Below are 16,111 nucleotides of genomic sequence, written 5' to 3'. Positions count from 1 at the left end.
GGCCCCGGGGCACCCGAGGTGTGGGCCGGGCGGTGGCCGGGCCGGACAGGCCCGGCCACCGCCATGTCCGGGCCGGCCGCCCTACGGCGCTGACGGCAGGTCGGGCGCCACCGGAGCCGCACCAGGCAGCGTCGACGACCGGGTGGTCCTCGCCCGACCGGCCAGCAGGTGTCAGGTGTTGACCGGACGGCGGGCGACCAGGCGTACGTGGGTGACCGGCCAGTCCAGCGGCTCGCCCGCCGGGGTGCTGAGGGCGGCCACCGGGGCGAGGCGGTTGGTGACGATCCAGTCGTTGCGGGACGTCCCGCTCGCGCCGTCGATCTCGAAGCCGACGTCGGTGAGCAACGACTTCCAGTCGGCGTACTCCATGCCGCAGAACTGTTCCTGGGTCTCCGACAGCCAGTTGTCGGTGTAGTCCTTGCGGGTGAGGAAGTCCATCGCCGCGCCGAGGGTCAACTCGACCGTGTCGTCCGCCCCGGCCACCGGGCGGTACGCGAACGGGAACCGGTAGTCGACGGCGAACTGGTCCAGCCGGGCCCGGGTCGACAGCCCGTCGACGTACGCCGCCACCTCGCCGGGCGGCAGGCCCGCCAGGTCGGTACGCGGCCGCGGCGGGTTGACGCCGTCCGTGACCGTCAGCCGCAGGCGCACCGTCCGGTCCCTGCCGTCCGGCCCGCACACGTCACTGTTGATCCACACCCCGCCGGGCACGGTGTGGTCGTAGAGGGCCTGCACGAACCGGCGCAGCGAGGCCATCCGCTCGCCGTACGACCAGATCTCGTGGGTCAGCGCGAAGGTCATGGTGGTGTCCACCGAGCGCGGCGCGAACACCGCCCCGCCGAGCACGTTGCGACGGTAGAAGAAGACGTTCGGGTTCGTGAACACGCCCTGCGCCTTCTTGTGCACGCACTCCTCGAACAGCTGCCGGGCCACCTCGACGCCGATCAGGTCGCTCTCGCGCAGGGCCGGCTCCCGGTCAGCCAGCTCCAGGACGGCGCCCGCGCCGCAGCCGACGTCGACGATCCGCCCCGGCCGCACGTGCTCGCGTACCGCGTCCCACTTGCGCTGCGCGGCGTCGCTGAACGCCTCGGCGTACGTCCGGTAGTCGCGGGTTGCGGTCAGTCCGCCCTCGTCGCCGACCACCGGGTCGTTCACCACCGAGCGGACCAGGTCGTCGAGCCGGTAGCGGCGGTACACGTCGACGGTCGCCGGGTGGGTGAGCTCACGCCACGACGGGTCGTCGTCGGCCAGCCGTAGCAGGACGTCCCACGGCCGCACCGGTGCCGGCTCGACGTCGGCCTCCACCCCGGCGATGCGGAACCCGAGTCGTTCGTACATCGCGGCGACCTCCGGCGTGGAGCAGGCGACCACCGTGTCCGCCGGGGTCAGCTCCAGCTCGGTGGACGCCGCGACGGTCTTGAGGGTCACCTCGGCGAACCGGTCGGTCGGCGCGGTGTCGAAGATCGGCACCACCACCGACCGGAGCCCGGCGAGCACGCTGAACCGTTCGATCGCCGCCTCCCGCCGGTGGTACGGAACCGGGTTGCGCCGGGTGTTCTCGTGGTTGGCCGAGGTGACCGCCCACACCACGGTCGCCCCGCCGGCGTCCTCGCCCCCGGTCGCACCGTCACCGTCGGCGAGGGGGCCGTCGCCCTGCGCCGCGAGCTGGCGCAGGTACCCGGCCTGGAACCGGGTCAGCAGGTGGTGGCGGCCGGGAAAGAGCAGGTAGCGGGGCATGTCACGTTCCTAGCCGATGCCTGCTTGGCCGCGCGCGGCAGGGGTGCCGTCGCCGGTCGGGGCGAGGAGCACCCGGCGGACGGCGCGGACGCTCCCGGATGGCGCCGGGCGCTACATTGGAGGCATCAGCAGTCAACGGCCTGCTCGCAGCCCGTCCGGAGGCGGCTCCACGCCGCGCAAGCCGGACTGGGCCGCGGTGGGCGCGATCGCCGGTGTGGCGGCCACCCTTCTCACCCTGCTGACGTACGTGCTGCCACGGGAGCCGCCCGTGCCGCCGCCGGCCTCAGGAACCGGAGCGGGTCCAGTCACGGGGCCCGACCTGACAACGCCGGGCCGGGCCACGCCCGACCGGACGACGCCGGCCCCGACGACCGTGCCGGAGCCCGGCGTGACGACGCCCCGCCCCACCAGCGCGACGTCCCGGACGCCGGCCCTGGGTCGACTGCCGTCGGTGGCGCCGCTGCGACCCGCCGGCTGCGAGGAAGCGCTCGCGGTCGTCGACCGGTTCTACCGGACCTCGGGTTCGACCAGGCAGAGCCGGCAGGCCGCCGCCACGACGGCGTACCAGGGCATGATGGGCGCGAGCCTGAACGCCCAGGGCGGGGTCTACCAGGCCACGGTGACGCTGTCGCAGGACTTCTCGGAGCTGCGCTTCATCCTGTCGGGCATGGTCGCGGGCGACCCCGACGCGGTGCAGGCCAGAACGGACCGCGACGCCCAGACCCTCCGGGAGGCCTGTGCCGACGGCTGACCGCCGAGCCGGTCACCGTCCCCGGGGGTACGCGACGGCGGCTCCACGGTCGAGTCCTCCGGGACAGGCGCACTCGGCGAAGCTCCTGCGCGACCGGCGTCGAGCTTCGCCCCAGGTCCCGGCTACGGCCGGAAGTACTCCGACATCAGGCGGCTGATCCATTCCGGCTGCTTGACGTCCACCGGCAGGAACTCCGTCATCGTCGGCTTCAGGTCGATGACCGGGGTGCCCGACACCGCGTCGAGGCCCACCACCGTCAGTTCGCGGCCCTGGACGGACTCGATGGCGCAGCACGTCACCCCGATGCGGTTCGGTCTGCGGGGGCCGCGGCCGGCGAAGACGCCCACGGGCGGGAGGTCGGAACGGCCACGGTTGGGGCGGGGTTCGCGGTAGTCGTCGTGTTCCGGGAACTGGTCGAAGAGGAAGAGGACCTCCACGTGGGAGAAGCCCTCCAGGCCCTGGAGGCACGCCTCGCCGAAGCGCTCGTCGATGGTGACCGTGCTGCGGACGGCACCCCAGTTGTCGGTGTGCTGGACGTCCGTACGGTCGTTTCGGACCGTACCTATCGGAGTGATCTGGTAGCTGAGCATGCTGGACACCTTTCCCCCGTCCGTCAGTGGCCGTCCTGGCCGCCCGGAGCGGCGCAACATCCGGTCAGGCGACGAGCAGGATCACGCCGATCGCCAGCATCACCACGGCGGTGGCCCCGTGGACGCCGTAGACGGCCGCCTTGGGCCCGTTGCTGCGCCACACGACCAGTGCGTCGCCGGCGGGTATGCCGGCGGCGGCCAGCATGAACCAGCCCAGCAGGTCGGGTGTCGCTCCCGCCAGCAGGATGAAGATGAAGAGCCCCGCGGCTATGTCGCGCACGGCCTTGACGGACAGCCATGCCTGGAAGGTGCGGTCCCCGGTCGGCGTGCCGGGGATACCGAAGCCGGCTGCGGCCTGTGGCGCCCAGAAGGCGCGTACGCCGATGAAGCTGATGCTCACGCCGATCAGGCCGGCGAGCACGTTGGCGACGGTGATGAGCATGGGTGTCCCCCTCGACGGAAGCAGCGAATCTAGCGGCGCTAGCGATGAGAGCGACGTTACTCTAACGTCGACAGCAGGTCTAGCGCCGCTAGGATGTCGTCATGTCCGCCATCAGCGAGCGCCGCGAACGTGAACGCGCCCACCGTCATCAGCTGATCATCACGGCCGCCCGCGAACTCGCGGAGACCGAAGGCTGGGAGGCGGTGACGACCCGACGGCTGGCGGAGCGCGTCGAGTACAGCCAGCCGGTGCTGTACAGCCACTTCACCGGCAAGGACGCCATCGTCAGCGCCGTCGCCCTGGACGGCTTCGGCGAACTCGCCGTCCACCTGCGCCGCACGCGGCAGGCCGCCCCCGATTCCGGGCGGCCCCTGCGCGCCGTCTGCCGCGCCTACCTGGACTTCGCGACCGAACGACCCGCCCTGTACCAGGCCATGTTCATCCTGCCCACCGACCTGAAGTTCGCAAGCGTCGAGACACCGCCTCCGCTGCGGGCCGCCTTCGACGAGTTCGTCAGCTGCTTCCGCCCGGACAACAAGCGGCGGGAACTGTTCGCCGAGGTCGTCTGGAGCGCGTTGCACGGCATGGCCGTCCTGTCGGAAAGCGGCCGCATCCCCCCGGACGCGCAGGAGGAGCGCCTCGACTTCCTCGTCACCCAGCTCGCCGACACCCCGACGAACCCGACCACGCCGTGAACGGCCCACGGCGGCACTCTGCTCGCCGGCCCACGGCCGGACCCAGCTCGCCGGCCCGATCGGACTCAGCTCACGAGCAGGCGCAGGCCGAGTTCTGCCGTGTCGAGGTCGGCGAGGTCGCGGTTGCGTTCCGCCCACCGGCCTGAGGCGAGGTCGTCACGGAGGCTGCGTACCGCCCTTCGCTCGGCGTCCGGCCCGACCTTGGTCCAGACCGACATGCCGCGGCGGACCCTCTCGTCCAGGTACGCCTCCGGCCGGCGCCAGTAGGCCTCGAAGAAGCCGTCAGCACAGTCCCACGGGATGAGTACCGGCTCCACCCGGGCCTCGATCGCGGCGGCCAGTTCGCTCAGCGACGGCCGGTCGACGAGGAGGCTCGCGACCTCGGGAAGGTAGTCGCGAGTGAGCCAGAATCGATCAAGCCACCCGGCGTCACTGGTGTCGTGCGTGAACACCACCACGCGGCGGCGGGCGACGCGCCGCATCTCACGCAGGCCCGCGATCGGGTCGCGCCAGTGGTGGAGGGTGGCGAAGGCCATCGCCAAGTCGAACGACTGGTCCTCGAACGGAAGGCTCTCCGCAGCGGCAGCCACACACGGGGCTGCGCCTGCGGGGCGCTGCGCGCGCATGAGCGCCGACGGCTCCACCGCGGTGACGTCACGGTCGACGGGCTCGTAGGAGCCGGTTCCGGCCCCGACGTTCACGACCGTCCGCGCGTCGCCGAGGGCGGCCCAGACCCGGGCGGCGATCCGCGGTTCGGTGCACCGTGTCGCGGTGTAGGTGGCGCCGATGGTGTCGTACAGCTGCGCACTGGACATGTCGCTGCCTCCCTGACTGTCACCATCCCCCGCTGCGCGCGCGATGGCCTCGCCGCCTGGATCGCGGTCCTTATCGATCCGATATATCGGATCGATACATCGGCAACTTACGTTCCGGGCAGGCCCCGGCGCAAGCTCCCTGCCGCCGTCCCGGTCAGTTCGTGCAGCACGTCGCGCCACGCCCCTGACGGGGCGCTGCGGGTAGGGAACCGCCTTGCGCCGGTGCCAAGTCGTGGGCCATAGTCGTTGCATGATCTCGTACCGGAAGGGCGGCGACGCCCTGGCGCTGTGAGCGCCCCCACGCGGCGCAACGACGCCGCGAAACCTCCACAGGCCGTTCGCAGCGGCAACCCGCACGACCTGTGGCAGCAGGCCATCCGGATCCGCCAGGAATGGCTCGATCACGCCCTGTCCACACAGCCGGCTGACAAGCCGACCGCCGAACGGTGCCTGACCGCGATCTACGCCAGGGCATCGCGGCCGCGACCTCGGTTCGAATGGGTCGACTCGCCAGACAAGGCGCGGCCCCTGACCACCGGCTGGCCCACCCTCGATCAACTCTACGAGCGCATCCGGGCCCCCCGGCCGCGCGGAACACCACCGCTGGCCAGCGACCTCGCCATGATCGCCTCCCAGTTGCGCGGCGCGCTGAGCGCGGGCGTCACTCACACCGATCCCGAGCTGTCACCCGTGCGCACGAGCAAGACCAAGGAACCATGGCCCGAACTGGCGCCGGCGCAGGCGCTCGACAGCGGCGTGCCGCTCGCTGTCGTGCTGCACCAGGGCGTACGCACGGCAATGCACCGGAGCCTCGCGCACGGGTACTACCTACCCGTGCGCGCGGCGCTCGCGGACGACGGCCCGGTGCCCGTGTGCTGGTACGGGCAGCAGGACGCCTCATGGATCGCCTACTACGACGTCCTGCATCGACTCGGCCTTGCCCGGTACGAGCCGGACCAGGCCGAGCACCTCGACGCCTGGGCCGGCCTGGCCCGCTCCTGCGGCTGGTGGTGGCCCGGCGAGGACGTCTGCGTCGTGGTGGAGCGGCCCCAGGCGGTACGAACCGAGCCGGTCTCCGGAGCAGTGCACGACCAGATCCGACTGCAACCTCGCGGCCTGCGCTACCGCGACGGCTGGCAACCACTCCTGAGCAGGTGACCTGAGTCGACAGCCGGCCGGGACGGGCACTCGCCAGTCCCGGCCGGTCCGCCCCACAGCCCGCAAAACCTCGGCACGAACTCCAACAGGACAGTCGAACCCCGGCGGAGAGCCGATCGCGGCTCCTCGCACGTCGTCAGCGGGCCGGCCCGGGCTGCGTTCAGCCCGCGTCCAGAAGTCGCCGCTCGACCTCCGGGGACCACAGCGGATCGAGGTCCCGGCAGGCCGCGCGGCCTTCGGCGGTGCACATCCAGGCCCAGGTGTCGGTCACGGTGTCCCGCAACGGGCGCTGCACGAGCCCGTGCCGGGCCGCCTTGGCCGCCGCGCCGCGATGCACCGCGGCGTGCTCCGGGCCGGGCGGGAACCAACCGGGCAGGTCGGTCCACGGTTCGACACCGGCGGCGGCGAAGGCCGCCGGATCGCGCCAGTGCAGCGTGCTCCCGCCCCCGGTGATCCCCACGCCCAACTCGAGCAGCTCGGCCGTGGTCGTTCCGCCCGGTGGGCCGACGGCATCGAACACCCCGCCGAGTCCGTCGGCCGCGGCCCGCAACGTCCACGCCGCGAGGTCGCGGGCGTCGACGTACTGCCAGTCCAGGTCCGCGGGCCCTGGCACCGGTACGGGACCGCCGGCGGCCAGCCGGGCCAGCCAGCGCGGTAGCCGACCCGTGTTCTCGCGCGGCCCGACCAGCAGGCCGGCGCGCAGGATCAGCGCCCGTGCGCCGAAGGCCTGCTCGACGGCGAGTTCCGCGGCCAGTTTGCTCTCGGCGTAGCCGAGCTCGTCCGGATCGTCGCCGGACGGCGGATCGACCACTGGCGCATCCTCGTCGGCACCGTCCACGGCCGGCCAGGCGTAGACCGAACGGCTCGACACGTAGGTGTACCGGTCGGCCCTCTCGCGCAGCGCAGCGGTCGACCGGCGGACCGCGGCCGGGTCGCCGGACCAGGTGTCGACCACGAGGTCCCAGTGTTCACTGGCCAGCCGCTCCTCGACCTCGGCCCACGAGCCCGGATCCGTCCGGTCGCCGCGGACGGCGGTCACGCCGGGCGGCGGCTCATGCTCGCCACGGTGCGCGACCACCACCCGCGCTCCCCTGCGGACCCCCTCCTCCGCCACCGCCCGGCCGAGGAACTGGGTCCCGCCGAGCACCAGTAGCGTGCTCACACCGTCACGGCCGATCGCGCCCCGGCCTGGTAGGCCGGGTCGATCAGCACCCGCTCGCGGTAGGCCGCGAACCGCTCGGCGATCTCCCGGGCCCGATCCTCCGCCTCGTCGAGCTGCATCCGGGTGCAGTGGTAGCCGAGTTCCCGGGCGAGCACGTCGGCCGCCTCCGGTTCGAAGACGACCGTACCGGCGCCGTCGATCTCGGTGATGCCGTCGCAGCGCTGCCCACTGAGGTTGACCGCGGCGGCCTCCGCCTGGCTGACACCGTCCGGCAGCACCACGTCGACGCCGGACGGCGACAACGCCACCGGATAGCCGCCGACCCGCCCCAGCGGTCCCGGCGCGTGCACGATCGCCTTCCGGCCGTCCAGCAGCGGCGCGAGCACGCTGAGCGCGGACGCCGCCGTCATCACCTGCCCGTCGCGGCCTCCGGTGCGCCGGTAACGCCCGGGCAGCGCGCGGAGCATCTCGCCCAGGTCCAACCGGCCGGTGACGTCCCTGCCGTCGAGGAGCACCCGCAGGATCATCTCGGCGGCGCCACTGTCGCCCGTGCGGGACAGCCGGTGCGAGACGTAGTGGTGGGCGATGAACCTGATCTCCACCCGGTGGACGTCCGCACCCAGCAGGTCGGCGGCGGCCCTCCGGATGCCCGGCACGTTGTTCGCGACATTGCCGATGCCGACGTGCGGCGACAGGCCGGCGCCGGCCAGCGCGGGGTGGACCGCGTCGGGGAACGCGGCGTTGACCACCACGGCGTCGCTGCCGGCGGCCCGGATCGCGCGCATCGCGTACAGCACCGGGACCAGGTGCATCGGCAGCCAGGGACCGAAGTTGGCCTGGTAGAGCCGCTGGAAGGCGGGCTGCGGCAGCGTCGAGATCACCCACCACGACTGGAGGCTGGCGGTCAGGAAGATGACGTCGGGCCGGAACGCGCTGATCGTCTCGGCGGTCCGGTCGACGTCGAACAGGTCACTCACCGCGTCGGACACCACGTTGCGGTGGCCCGTCTGCAGGGCGCTCAGGGCGGCCAGGTTCGCCGCGCGCAGCGTCGCCTCGCCGTCGCGCCCGACCAGCCGGAGTTCGCGTCCGGAACCGCCCGAGGCCAGGCCCTGCAGGACCCGGCTGCCGAGGTCTCCGGCGCCGATCACCATTGCCTTGCGGGTATCAACCATCGTGTGACTCTCCCAACGCGTTCATGCACGAGGACCGGAGAAATGCGAGATCAGCGCCGGCAGGTCGGCCATCTTCGCGAAGGAACTCAGGCCGGTGACAGCAGTGCCGGGCGGCAGGTGCGGACTGATCGCGGCGTGGTCGGCCGGGGTGCCGTCCGGGCCGTACCGCAGCACCGGCATGCCCGCCGCGATCGCGGCGGCCACCCCGACCGGGCTGTCCTCGATCACCACACACGAGGCTGGAGGCACGCCGCACTCCCGGGCCGCCCAGAGGAACAGGTCGGGGGCGGGTTTCCAACTGCCGATGTCGTACGCGGAGAAGAGCCGCTCACCGAACGCCGAGGCGATCCCGGCCGCCTCCACCCGCTTACGGATCAGCTCGCGAGGGCTGTTGGAAGCCACGCACATCAGTCGGTCCACGGCGTCGACCACATGTCGTACGCCGTCGATCGGTTCCAGGCGGTCGCCGATCAGCTCCTCGCAGCGTGCCCGGACCAGCTCCACCGCGCCCGGCGGCGGCTCCACCGCGGCCCGATCGGAGATCGCGTCGATGCAGTCGGCCATCCGCTTGCCGGCGAACAGCTCGGCGGCCTCGTCGGCGGACAGTCGCACGCCCATCAGCCCGGCCAGGTGGTTCAGCGCCCCGGTCTCGGCGGCCTGGGTGTCCACCAGCACGCCGTCCAGGTCGAAGATGACCAACTCCGGTGCCGTCACCGCCGTGCGCCGAGCGTCGCGGCGTCCCGCGTGGCGAACCGGTCGGTCAGCGCCCGCCGGTCGATCTTGCCGTTGTCGTTCAGCGGCATCGCAGGCAGGTGTTCCAGCCGGGTGGGCACCATGTGGATCGGCAGCTCGCGGCGCAGCCACCGGTCGAGTTCGGCGGCCGCCACCCCGGCGCCGGTGTGCACCCCGACCAGCTGGGTGTCGTCGTCGACGCGGATCGCGATCACCGCGGCGTCGGTGACGCCCGGATGGCGGTGGATCGCGGCCTCCACCTCGCCGATCTCGATCCGGTGTCCCATCACCTTGACCTGGTGGTCCAGGCGGCCCCGGTGGACCAGGTTCACGCCCTCGCGGCTGACCCGGTCGCCGGTGCGGTACCAGTCCTCGGGTGACGGCGCCTGGCCGGGCGGGCGCGGGGTGGCCGGGCCGGTGCCGTCGTACGCCACGAACCGGCCGTCGTTCTCCCGCGGGTCGAGATAACCGTCGAACCTCTGCCATCCCCGCAGACACAGTTCGCCGTCGTCGACCGGATTGCCGTCCGGGTCGATGACCAGGGACTCCATGCCCGGGTACATCACCCCGATCGGCAGCGTGTCGTTGCTGGCCGCCGTCCAGCCCGCCGGATCGCCGGTCAGCCGGAACTCGGTGCAGTTCACCACCGCCTCGGAGGGGCCGTACAGGTTGTAGATGTCGGTGTTCGGCGCGACCGAGCGCCACAGCCGGGCGTGCTTGAGCGTGACCGGCTCGGCGCCGAAGAGGCTGTGCCGCACGGACGTCGCGACGCCCAACGGCAGGTTGCCCAGGTGCTGCGCCACCCGGACCGCCGACGGTACGGAGAACCAGTGCGTCAGCTGGTTGCGCACGATGAAGTCGACCGGCTGGAACAGCTCCTCACGGCTCGGCACGACGAGGGTGGCGCCTCCTGCCCAGGTCATGAAGGTCGCGCCGACCGACGCGTCGAAGGTCAGCCCGAACGTCTGCGATACCCCGCAGCCAGGGCCGACCTCGAACCGGAACAGGTTGTGCGTGAGGTACGGCGAGATGTGCCGGTGTTTGTACGGCACCCCCTTCGGCATGCCGGAGGTGCCGGAGGTGAACAGCAGGTACGCCTCGGCGTCGGCGTCCTCGCCCACCGGCGGCAGTCCGGCCACGTCGGCGTGCCCGACCGGGTCGGTGTCGCCGACCACCAGGGTCGCCGGCCGGAACCGCCGCGGCAGGTCCTGGAACGGGTCACGGACCTCACGGTCCACCAGCGCCACCTCGACGTTCGCCCGCTGGGCGATGTCGATGTTGCGGTGACTCGGATGATCCGGATTCAGCGGCACCACCGTGGCACCGAGCCGTTGCACGGCCAGGATGCCCACGTACGCGGAGGGCGTGGTGCGCGGCGCGACCAGCGCGATCCGCGCGGGCGGGCGGTCGCGCCCGGCCATGATGTCGGCCGCGACGGCCAGCGCCCGCCGTTCCAGCTGGGCGTAGCTGAGCGCGGTTCCGCCCGCCTTCAGCGCCGTGGCCTCCGGGTGCCGGCGGGCCGATTCCTCGAACCATTGATACAGCGTCCGTTTCAGCATGACGTCTCCCAGATCGGAATCGGTGCGGCGGTCTGTCCCGGCCACGGGTCAGCGGCCACGACGGATGTGGGTGGACCGCCGGGCCTCGCCACGGTTGGCCGCGGGTGGCGGCGCTGCCACCGGCTGGCCCAGCGCGTCGGACATCGCCCGGATCGTCGGGTGGCTGAACAGGTCCGTCAGCGACACCTCGGTTCCCAGGACCGTCCGCAGTTCGTCGCGCAACCGGATCAGCAACAGGCTGTTGCCGCCGGCCTCGAAGAAGTTGAGGTTCGCCGGTACGGCGCGCCCGAGGACCTTCTCCCAGGCCGCCGCGATCGCCTGCCCGTCCGCCGCCATCGGCTCCGCCGCGTCCGCGCTGCTACGCGCGTCGGCCAGAACCCGCTCGATCTCGTCGTGGTCGGCCGGCAACGCGTCCAGGACGACGATCCGGTCCGGCCGTAGATAGCCGGGCAGCCGGGCGGCCAGGTGGACGGCCAGGGCACCGGGCTCGGCGGTGGCGGCGGTACGGGCGACGAGCGCGAGCAGCTCCGGTCCACCATGCTCGGGGCGCCACGGCAGCACCCGGGCCGCGGCGACCCCGGGATGCTCCAGCAGGGCGTCCTCGACCGGCCCCGGATCCACCCGCAGCCCCTGGCGCAGCAGCGGCTCGCGGGCGTCGCCGAGGATCTCGAAGCGCCCGTCCGCGGTGAGGCGGGCGAGCCGCCCGGTGGCGAACCGGCGCGCACCCGGACGGCCGGCCAGCGGGTCCGGCCGGAACGTGGCGGCGGTGGCTTCCTCGTCGAGGTAACCGTCGGCGATCAGGTCCCCGCCGAGGAACAGTTCGCCGGCGGCGCCCGGCGGCACCGGCGTACCGTCCGGCCCGAGCACGTAGGCGCGGATTCCCGGCCGGGGACGGCCGTCGAGCAGGGCCAGCCCGCCCGCGGCGAGCGGGCCGAACACCTGATGCACCGCCCGCAGCCCGTGCCCGTCGAGCAGGCGCCGCACGGCGGCCGGCGGCACCGCGTCGACGTGGCCGGCGACCACGACGGCACCGGCCGGCAGCGCCCCGGCCAGCCGGTGGATGCCGTCGGCGGGTGCGAGGACCAGGGTGGCGTCGGCCGTGGCCGACGGTGCCGGTACGAGAGTTCCGCCCGCCGTCGTAGCCAGCAGCGCCTCGATCACGACGCTGATCGAAGCGGTCGAGCTGACCAGCGGCAGCACCACCGCCGGCGGCGAGGCGACCTCGCGCCGCAGGGTGCCCAGCACCACCGAGAGGAGTTCGTCGGACAGGACGACGGCCTGTTGCTCCGCGTCGTCGTCGTACGCGACGAACGCGGCTTCGCCGTGCCCGGCGTCGACGTCGTCCGTGGCAGTGCCGGCGGCGCCCATGTCGAGCACGTCGACCCGGGACCGGTCGAACAGCCGGGCCACGTGCGCGTCGGCCAGCACCACCCGGAAGCCCGCCTCGGACTGGGCGTTGCGCAGCTCGAAGGAGTGCCGGCCGGGATCGAGCAGCACCGCGCGTACACCCAGCCGGATCACCGCGAGCAGGGCCGCCACCAGAGCACCGGACGGCTCGCCGCACAGGGCGACCGGGTCCCCCGGCCTGACCCCGGCCGCCACCAGCCGTCCGGTGGTCGCGGCGACCGCCGCGGCCAGACCCCGATAGGTCAGCTCCGGCGTGCTTCCGGCCGCCCTGACGGCGATCACGTCCGGTGTGGTGGCCGCACGGTCCAGGACCGAGGCGACCAGGTCGTGCAGCGCGACCGGACCGGGGTCCGGCAGCGCGGCCGGACGGTTCGGCTCGTCCACCGCCGCGCGCAGTTCGACCTCGCTGAGCTGCCTCAGCTGTGACACGGTCGCGGTCGGGTCGACGGCGATCCGCGCGAGCACGGCCTCCATCCGGTCCGCGATCCGGGCGAGATCGGCCTCGGCGAAGAGGTCACGCCGGTAGTCGAGGTCCAGCCGCAGGCCGCCGAGGGTGTCGGTGCAGACCACCGACAGGTCGACCTTCATGGTGGCCGGGGCGAACTCGGTGACCGTGAGCCGCAGCTCGCCGGCCCGATGCGCCGCCCGCTCACCGGAGTAGCCGAACATGACCTGGTAGAGCTGGTTGTAGCTGGGGTCGCGGGGCACGCCGAGGGCCCGTACGACCGCGTCGAACGGCAGCTCGGGGTGCTCGTGGGCGTCGAGCAGGTCCCCGCGTACGGCACTCAGCAGCGTCAGGAACGACGGATCGCCGCCCAGGTCGCTGCGCAGCACGACCGGCCGGGCCAGATAGCCGATCAGGCCGTGGCTCTCGGTGTGGTCGCGGCCGGCCAGCGCCACGCCGGTCAGCACGTCGGCACCGCCGTAGTGGCTGAGCACGACGTCGCAGGCGGCCTTGAGCAGGATGAACATCGTCGCCCGGCGCGACCGGGCGAGCTGCCGCAGCGGCTCGACGGCGGCCGCCGGCACCACCCGGGTGTAGCGGGCGGCGGCATGGTCGGTGGTCACCGGGCGCACCCGGCCACTGGGTAGCGGGATCGCGGCCGGCGCGCCGGCCAGCCGGGCGGACCAGAACTCGACGTCCGCGTCGGGTGACCGGCCGGCGTCGCGCCGGGCGAGGTGGTCGGCGTAGTCCGGCGGCGGCCCGGCGAACGCCTGCTCCGGATCGCCCCCGGCCCGGTACAGGGCGGCCAACTCGGCGACGAACAGGTCCATCGACCAGCCGTCGAAGACCAGGTGGTGCACGGTGACCGCGAGCCGGTGCCGCCGCTCGGCGAGCCGGATCAGCTGGACCCGCAGCGGCGGCCCGGCGGTCAGGTCGAACGGCGCGCGCCCGATGGCGTCGATCTCCCGATCGGCGGCCGCCTCGTCCGGGACGTCGAGCACCGCACCCCGGAACCAGTCCAGGACGGACTCGTCGGCGGGCGGGGCGCTCAGGCAGATCCGGCCGTCGCGCCAGGCGACGCGGGCGCGCAGGGCGACGTGCCGGCGGATCAGTTGACCGAGGCAGGCGTGCAACAGGGCGTCGTCGAGCCGGCCGGCGACGTCGATGACGAAGGGGATGTGGAAGAACGGGTCACCGGGGCGGATCTGGGTCGAGATCCAGAGCCGCTCCTGTGCCGGCGACAGCGGTACGACTGTGTGGCCCACTCAGATCTGCCCGCCCTCGTCCACGATCTCGTGCAATGGCCGGCCGGCCCGGACCTGCGCCAGGATGCGGGCCTCGGCGTTCTCCACCGCGACCGCCTTCGTCAGCACCTCGAGCAGGATCTCGTCCTTGATCACGACGGTGCCGTTGCCGTCGGTGAACACCCAGTCGCCGGTGACGACCCGTACGTCGCCGATCCGGCATTCGGTGCCGGTGGCGGCGACCCGGTAGGCGCCCTGGGTGTCGGTCGGGGTGAAGTTGCTGGCGATCACCGGACGGTCCGCCGCCTCCACCACCGCCCGGTCCCGCACGGCGCCGCCCAGCACGATCGCCTCGAAGCCGACCTGCTCCAGCAGGTAGGTCACCGACATGCCGCCGGCCAGCGCGGCGTGGGTGAGCAGCTCGCCGGCGCCGCCGACGTAGATCCGGCCGGCGCCGTCCGTGACCTCCGGGACCAGGAAGTCCCGGACCTGCTGCCAGGTGCTCGGCGCCGGCTGGTGGATGGAGGCCTGCTTGCGCACCTCCACCCAGGACACGGTGTACGCGGTCCCGTAGGCCAGAGCGGGCCGGCCGGCCCGCTGCTGCAGTGTGCTGGGCAGCACGGCGGAGGTGACGCCCAGCCCGTCCAGGACGTCGACGAGCGCGCAGGTGCTCAGCTCCACGTCACCGATCGTCTTCGCGACGATGTCTCGGGTCTCTGTCATGCGCGGCCTCCCGGGATCAGAACGGCGGCCGGGCCGGACGTCCCGCGCGGTGCGGGACCGGCGAACGCGGCCGACGGGGTGGAGTGGGTGAGAACGTGCTCGTCGTAGTGGCCGAGCAGGCGGGTGGTGAGCGCGCCGGGGTGGCCGTCGCCGAACACGTGGTCCTCGACGGCCAGCACCGGCCGAACGCCGGCCGCGGTGCTGGTGAGGAACACCTCGTCGGCGCCGAGCACGTCGGACACGGTGAGGTCGGCCTCCCGTACGCCGATGCCCGTCCGGCGGGCCAGGTCGATGACGGTCCGCCGGGTGATGCCGGGCAGGCAGGCCCGGGTGGTCGGGGTGAGCAGGCCGCCGTCGCGCACCAGGAACACGTTCATGCTGGTGGCCTCCGCGACGTGGTCGCGGTCGTCCAGCATGATCGCGTCGGCGAAGCCGCGGGCCGTCGCCTCGTTGTGGGCCAGCTTGGCGATCAGGTAGCTCCCGGCGGCCTTCGCGTGCGGCGGAAGGCTCTCCGGCGACGGGCGCCGACGCCTGGCGATCGCCAACCGGACACCGCCTCCGCCCGGTGCCGGGTTGGCCCACGGCCAGGCCAGGATCGCCAGGTGTGCCTGGTGCCGCTGGGTGCCGAGCCCAGCGAGGCCGTCGCCGAAGAAGGCGATCGGCCGGATGTACGCCTCCGTCAGCCCGTTCGCGGCAAGCACCTCGTAGTGCGCGGCGACGAGGGTGTCGTTGTCGTACCGGATGGGGATGTCCAGGGTGGCCGCGGAGCCGAGCAGCCGGTCGATGTGTGGTTGCAGGGCGAAGATCGACGCGGTGCCGCCGACGTCGAACGACCGCAGCCCTTCGAAGACCGAGTACCCGTAGTGCAGGCCGAAGGTGCTCAGCGTGGGCTCGGCGGTGACACCGGTGTGGATGCGGCCGTCGAACCAGACCGCCGGCTCAGCCATGCTGTCGCCGGTAGGTGCGGTTGGCGTGGATGGTGAAGCCCATCGGCACCGGACCGAAGTCCTTCACCACGGGCAGGCCCGCCTCGGCGGCGGCGACCGAGGTGGTCACGCACGCGTCCGCCGCGCCGCTGGCGACGGTCAGCGCGGCCCGTACGTTGCTGTCGACGAACCTGATCTCCGGCGTCCACGCGTCCAGCAGGTTGATCGGGGCGGGATGCGATGCGACCGTCGGCACCGGCTTGGACATGTCACCGGCCACCACCATGTGGTGGGTCGGCATCACGAAGCACTCGACCAGGGCCAGCGCGTCGAGGTTGCGGAAGACGATGTGGTGCAGGTCCGGATAGACGACGCAGCCGAGCAGCACGTGTGCGCCGGGCGCCGTGGTGACCACCTCGACAGCTTCCTCCAGCGTGCCGTACAGGGTCACCCGGTGGTCGTCGATCCCCTGCCGGTCGAGCCAGTGGTGAGCCGCGGCCTCGCAGTTCGTGCCGGACGGACCGAGGGTGTGGACGTGCACCTGGGACTCCAT

14 protein-coding genes and 1 pseudogene are annotated in these 16,111 nt (G+C 72.8%); 3 read left to right on the top strand and 12 right to left on the bottom strand.

Annotation, left to right across the window (positions count from 1 at the left end; translation table 11 throughout):
• Positions 1 to 171 precede the first annotated feature (171 nt).
• Positions 172 to 1,737, bottom strand: a complete 1,566-nt coding sequence (locus tag AC5L34_RS16055) for a class I SAM-dependent methyltransferase (protein WP_494825685.1) — start codon at positions 1,735 to 1,737, stop codon at positions 172 to 174.
• Between the two features lie 388 nt (positions 1,738 to 2,125).
• Here AC5L34_RS16055 and AC5L34_RS16050 point away from each other — a divergent pair, with 388 nt between their 5' ends.
• Entirely contained in the window at positions 2,126 to 2,488 is a 363-nt protein-coding gene (locus AC5L34_RS16050) for a hypothetical protein (protein ID WP_441175870.1), read from the top strand.
• Between the two features lie 122 nt (positions 2,489 to 2,610).
• Here the strand turns inward: AC5L34_RS16050 and AC5L34_RS16045 are convergent, their stop codons facing one another.
• Both AC5L34_RS16045 and AC5L34_RS16040 read right to left on the bottom strand, forming a co-directional pair.
• A complete protein-coding gene (locus tag AC5L34_RS16045; RefSeq protein ID WP_441175871.1) occupies positions 2,611 to 3,078 on the bottom strand; it encodes an SAM-dependent methyltransferase in 468 nt (155 codons plus the stop codon).
• 64 nt (positions 3,079 to 3,142) lie between these two features.
• On the bottom strand, positions 3,143 to 3,520 hold the full coding sequence (locus AC5L34_RS16040; RefSeq protein WP_441175872.1) for a DUF4267 domain-containing protein: 378 nt from the start codon (positions 3,518 to 3,520) through the stop codon (positions 3,143 to 3,145).
• A 101-nt stretch (positions 3,521 to 3,621) separates the two neighbouring features.
• Between AC5L34_RS16040 and AC5L34_RS16035 the strand changes: the two genes are divergently transcribed.
• Positions 3,622 to 4,215, top strand: a complete 594-nt coding sequence (locus AC5L34_RS16035) for a TetR/AcrR family transcriptional regulator (RefSeq protein WP_494825682.1) — start codon at positions 3,622 to 3,624, stop codon at positions 4,213 to 4,215.
• A gap of 65 nt (positions 4,216 to 4,280) precedes the next feature.
• Here AC5L34_RS16035 and AC5L34_RS16030 read toward each other — a convergent pair.
• Positions 4,281 to 5,021 (bottom strand): annotated as a pseudogene (locus tag AC5L34_RS16030) (class I SAM-dependent methyltransferase); the annotation flags it as partial.
• A gap of 297 nt (positions 5,022 to 5,318) precedes the next feature.
• Here AC5L34_RS16030 and AC5L34_RS16025 point away from each other — a divergent pair.
• On the top strand, positions 5,319 to 6,188 hold the full coding sequence (locus AC5L34_RS16025; RefSeq protein WP_441175874.1) for a DUF6745 domain-containing protein: 870 nt from the start codon (positions 5,319 to 5,321) through the stop codon (positions 6,186 to 6,188).
• Between the two features lie 160 nt (positions 6,189 to 6,348).
• Here AC5L34_RS16025 and AC5L34_RS16020 read toward each other — a convergent pair whose 3' ends face one another.
• The 8 genes from AC5L34_RS16020 to AC5L34_RS15985 are packed head-to-tail and all read right to left on the bottom strand — an operon-like array spanning position 6,349 to position 16,111.
• A complete protein-coding gene (locus tag AC5L34_RS16020) occupies positions 6,349 to 7,350 on the bottom strand; it encodes an NAD-dependent epimerase/dehydratase family protein (RefSeq protein ID WP_441175876.1) in 1,002 nt (333 codons plus the stop codon).
• Positions 7,347 to 8,522, bottom strand: a complete 1,176-nt coding sequence (locus AC5L34_RS16015; protein WP_441175877.1) for a hypothetical protein — start codon at positions 8,520 to 8,522, stop codon at positions 7,347 to 7,349. The genes AC5L34_RS16020 and AC5L34_RS16015 overlap by 4 nt, the downstream gene beginning before the upstream one ends.
• 21 nt (positions 8,523 to 8,543) lie before the next feature.
• Positions 8,544 to 9,236 carry an HAD family hydrolase gene (locus AC5L34_RS16010; RefSeq protein WP_441175878.1) on the bottom strand — a complete coding sequence of 231 codons (693 nt, stop codon included), beginning with the start codon at positions 9,234 to 9,236 and terminating at the stop codon, positions 8,544 to 8,546.
• Positions 9,233 to 10,813, bottom strand: a complete 1,581-nt coding sequence (locus AC5L34_RS16005; RefSeq protein ID WP_441175879.1) for an AMP-binding protein — start codon at positions 10,811 to 10,813, stop codon at positions 9,233 to 9,235. Before AC5L34_RS16005 ends, AC5L34_RS16010 begins: the two co-directional genes overlap by 4 nt.
• Positions 10,814 to 10,861: 48 nt before the next feature.
• Positions 10,862 to 13,930, bottom strand: coding sequence for a condensation domain-containing protein (locus AC5L34_RS16000; RefSeq protein WP_494825679.1), 3,069 nt, complete (start codon positions 13,928 to 13,930; stop codon positions 10,862 to 10,864).
• Positions 13,931 to 14,632, bottom strand: coding sequence for an RraA family protein (locus AC5L34_RS15995; RefSeq protein ID WP_494825677.1), 702 nt, complete (start codon positions 14,630 to 14,632; stop codon positions 13,931 to 13,933).
• Positions 14,629 to 15,579: an aminotransferase class IV gene (locus tag AC5L34_RS15990; protein ID WP_494825676.1), complete on the bottom strand. Its 951-nt coding sequence runs from the start codon at positions 15,577 to 15,579 to the stop codon at positions 14,629 to 14,631. The genes AC5L34_RS15995 and AC5L34_RS15990 overlap by 4 nt, the downstream gene beginning before the upstream one ends.
• Positions 15,572 to 16,111, bottom strand: coding sequence for a type 2 periplasmic-binding domain-containing protein (locus tag AC5L34_RS15985; protein ID WP_494825674.1), 540 nt, complete (start codon positions 16,109 to 16,111; stop codon positions 15,572 to 15,574). Before AC5L34_RS15985 ends, AC5L34_RS15990 begins: the two co-directional genes overlap by 8 nt.

The organism is Micromonospora sp. ZG13, assembly GCF_059359355.1.
This window is presented reverse-complemented; position numbering and strand designations above follow the sequence as displayed.